Annotated in this window: 2 protein-coding genes; both read left to right on the top strand. The window is 68.7% G+C overall.

Features of this window, described 5'->3' with window-relative positions; translation table 11 throughout:
* The first annotated feature begins 57 nt into the window (after positions 1-57).
* Positions 58-477, top strand: coding sequence for a helix-turn-helix domain-containing protein (locus GPA_RS13355; RefSeq protein WP_041239651.1), 420 nt, complete (start codon positions 58-60; stop codon positions 475-477).
* A gap of 74 nt (positions 478-551) precedes the next feature.
* Positions 552-849, top strand: a 298-nt coding sequence (locus tag GPA_RS19440; RefSeq protein ID WP_041239650.1) for a hypothetical protein, incomplete at its 3' end; no start/stop codon positions are given.

Raw genomic sequence — 849 nt, 5'->3', positions numbered from 1 at the left:
CGGCGGCCGTCTGATACCATGAGACCGGACACGAAACGAAGAAGAAGGAAGCGCCGCGTGAAAGAGCCTTTGACCGACGAGCTGCTGCAGGAGCTGCTGGACGCGCCGGACCCGCGTGCGTTCGCCGAGCGGCACCGCATCGGCAGGCGCAGCCTGCCCGACTACCTGCAGCAGCTGCTCGACGAGAAGGGCCTCGAGCGGGCCGAGGTCGTGCGGCGGGCGGGCCTCAACGACACGTTCGGCTACCAGATATTCATGGGGCAGCGCGGCGCGTCGCGCAACAAGGTGCTGCAGCTGGCCTTCGCCCTGGGCCTCACGCTCAAGGAGGCGGACCGGCTCCTGCAGGCGGCCGGCGCCAGCGGGCTGTACTGCAAAGACCGCCGCGACGCCATCATCATCTTCTGCCTCGACCACGGCTACAGCCTGCAGAAGACCGACGAGGAGCTCTACCGCTTCGGCGAGGACACGATCTGCTGAGGCTGCGGGGAGCCCGCGCGAACCTCCTCGGCGTCCGGTGCGCCCCCGGCTCCTTCTGCTACCATGTACCTGTCATGGACGAGCTCTCCGAACATCTCGATGCACTGGCGCGCGACGGCTGCTATCGCGTGGACGCCGTCATGAAGGAAAGCGCGTTCGAGACCACGCAGCTCGTGTACTTCGTGGGGGCGAACGGCTCCGAGCAGGGACCGTACGTGCGCAAGTACCTGGACGGCGATGCGGGCCTCGGGGCGGCCTACGAGCGGCTCTGGCGCGCCCAGCGCTCGGGCCGGCGGTTCCTCCACCTGCCCTTGGTGCTCGACTGCCATGCGGTGGGCTCCCGGCGCGTCGTGGTCATGGAGTTCGTCCGCG

The sequence above is a fragment of the Gordonibacter pamelaeae 7-10-1-b genome, assembly GCF_000210055.1.
GTDB classification, from domain to species: Bacteria; Actinomycetota; Coriobacteriia; order Coriobacteriales; family Eggerthellaceae; genus Gordonibacter; species Gordonibacter pamelaeae.
The sequence above is the reverse complement of the archived record's forward strand: the minus strand, read 5'-3'. Positions and strand labels throughout refer to the sequence as shown.